Raw genomic sequence first — 2,107 nt, 5'->3', positions numbered from 1 at the left:
GGCGGCCGACGGCCCCGCGGCGGTGCGGCCGATCCTGCAGCGGCTGACCGCCCGCTTGCGCGACCCGCGCCACGCCAGCCTGCGGCGCGCCCTGACGGTCTGGTTCGCGCGGGTGTTGCTGCGGCGGCTGATGCCGGGCGAGAATCTGCCGGAACTGCACGATTTAGCGGAGGTCGAGACCATGCTGGCCGAACGGGTTGACGAGTGGACGCAGAAGTGGAAGCGGGAGGGGTTGCTGGAAGGCAAGCGGGAAGGTAAGCTGGAAGGTCAGCGGGAAGGCAAGACCGAAGCGCTACAAAGCGTTCTAACCGCCCGCTTTGGACCCCTGCCCTCCTGGGTGGGCGCGCGCCTTGCCGGGGCCACCGTCGACCAACTGGATGCCTGGCTGAATGGTTTTCTCCAGGCCGAAACGCTTGAAAGCCTGCTCGGCGACCCGCCGGAGGAGACCGACACGCCCGCAAGCTGAGCGGGATCCGCTTGCTCCATCGCTGGAGTGACCGGGCCGGGAGTCGCTGCCGACCCGCCCCGGGAGTCCAAGGTTTCAGCCCTGGCGAACCCTGACCAAGGCTGAAGCCTTGGACTCCTGGTGGTCTGGGTCACATGCAGGGGGCGTCGTATAGGGCGCACGGTCAGGGGACGGCGCTGGCCCGCCCGGTCGGTACAGGACTGGCTGGCCAAGGCCCCCCAACCTTTGACGGCGGCCTGCATTCCGGCCTTGGGGATAACACCGGTATTCAAGCAGTATGGGCACAATCCGCGATCATCCTGAGGTATCCATGTCAACGCCAGCCACTACCCTCGAATCGCTACGGCGTCTGGAGATGCTGTATTCCCAGGGCTATCAGAGCGAGGTCGTTGATCAGGCCTTGCGGGATGTTGTAGCACAAGAACTCCACGAGCTAAGGCGCGAGGCTTCGCTTATTACAGCGGACATCGCTGAAATGGAACGAAAATATCAGATGAAGTCCGCCGATTTTCAGGAACGGTTCAATAGCGGTACACTCGGGGATGATGCGGACTTCTTTCAATGGAGCGCATTGAACGGCATGGCGCAGAGCCTCGCCCGGCGCCTCCAGGTTCTCGAGTACGGCCCGTGATATCGCCCGCGCGCTACCTGGAGGAACTGAAGGCCCGACTGGTTGGTTCTGCAGTTGTCGGACAAGTTTCGGTCGTGTCCGAACGCATCATCAGCGATCAAGGATATTTTCGTGCGAGAATCACACTGACGAATGGCGATTTTCTGGAGGTATCGGAGTACTTTGTTGTCCAGGGTGAGATTCACCAAACCCTAGAGTATCGTTACCAATGGATGGATGCGAACAGGCGTGTCCTCGTGCGTCGCTGGGACAATGCCAGACATTTTCCTGACCTGCCGGGTTTTCCCGACCATTTGCATGTTGGCGGGGAGGAAACCGTTCTACCGAGTCGATCAATGAGTATCCTGAACCTCATTGATTTCCTTGAAGAGGAACTGGCGTGACGAACAAACTGCCGAAACACGGATTAGCACCGTCGGCGCACACATTGTTCGAACTGGCGGTCCATGAGAGACTGGCGCACACCCGCTGCTATTGACCGGCTTGCGCGCTCATCGTCATGCCCCGCCCCCCGCGTCAGCGTCGCCGTGCCCGCGCCCGTTCCGCCGCGCGGGCGCCCCAGGACGGCTCCTACAAACACCTGTTCTCTCACCCCGAGATGGTCGAGGGTCTGCTGCGGGATTTCGTGCAGGAGGACTGGCTGGCACTCATCGACTTTTCCACTTTGGAGAAACGGGGCGGCAGCTATGTCACCGACGACCTGCGTGATCGCGAGGATGACATCATCTGGCGGGTGCGGGTGGCCGGGGACTGGCTTTATGTGTATCTGCTGATCGAATTCCAAAGCCAGGTCGACCCCTGGATGGCGGTGCGGGTGATGGTGTACACCGGCTTGCTGTATCAGGATCTGATCAAACACGAGGCAGTGGCGCCGGGTGAACTGCTGCCACCGGTGTTTCCGCTGGTGCTCTACAACGGCAGCGGGCGCTGGACGGCGGCGCGCGACATCGCGGAGCTGATCGTGCCGCTGCCCACTGCGCTGGCGCGCTACCGGCCCCAGCAGCGCTATC

At 62.1% G+C, this 2,107-nt stretch carries 3 protein-coding genes and 1 pseudogene; all 4 read left to right on the top strand.

The genetic code is table 11. The features are described 5' to 3' along the window. Nucleotides 1-466 (top strand): annotated as a pseudogene (locus QZY03_RS05140) (transposase); the annotation flags it as partial. 355 nt (nucleotides 467-821) lie between these two features. Further along, on the top strand, nucleotides 822-1,097 hold the full coding sequence (locus QZY03_RS05135; protein WP_295578717.1) for a hypothetical protein: 276 nt from the start codon (nucleotides 822-824) through the stop codon (nucleotides 1,095-1,097). Beyond that, the gene (locus QZY03_RS05130; protein WP_295578716.1) at nucleotides 1,094-1,480 is read left to right on the top strand and encodes a DUF6516 family protein; all 387 of its coding nucleotides are present in this window, start codon (nucleotides 1,094-1,096) and stop codon (nucleotides 1,478-1,480) included. The genes QZY03_RS05135 and QZY03_RS05130 overlap by 4 nt, the downstream gene beginning before the upstream one ends. Before the next feature lie 116 nt (nucleotides 1,481-1,596). After that, the coding region (locus QZY03_RS05125; RefSeq protein WP_295578715.1) for an Rpn family recombination-promoting nuclease/putative transposase at nucleotides 1,597-2,107 on the top strand (511 nt) is incomplete at its 3' end.

Source organism: uncultured Lamprocystis sp., from assembly GCF_903933125.1.
Lineage (GTDB): Bacteria > Pseudomonadota > Gammaproteobacteria > Chromatiales > Chromatiaceae > Thiodictyon.
The sequence above is the reverse complement of the archived record's forward strand: the minus strand, read 5'-3'. Positions and strand labels throughout refer to the sequence as shown.

What these genes read in the sequence shown, in the direction of transcription:
- QZY03_RS05135 (WP_295578717.1), top strand. Translation starts at nt 822, where the DNA reads ATGCTGTATTCCCAGGGCTATCAGAGCGAGGTCGTTGATCAGGCCTTG.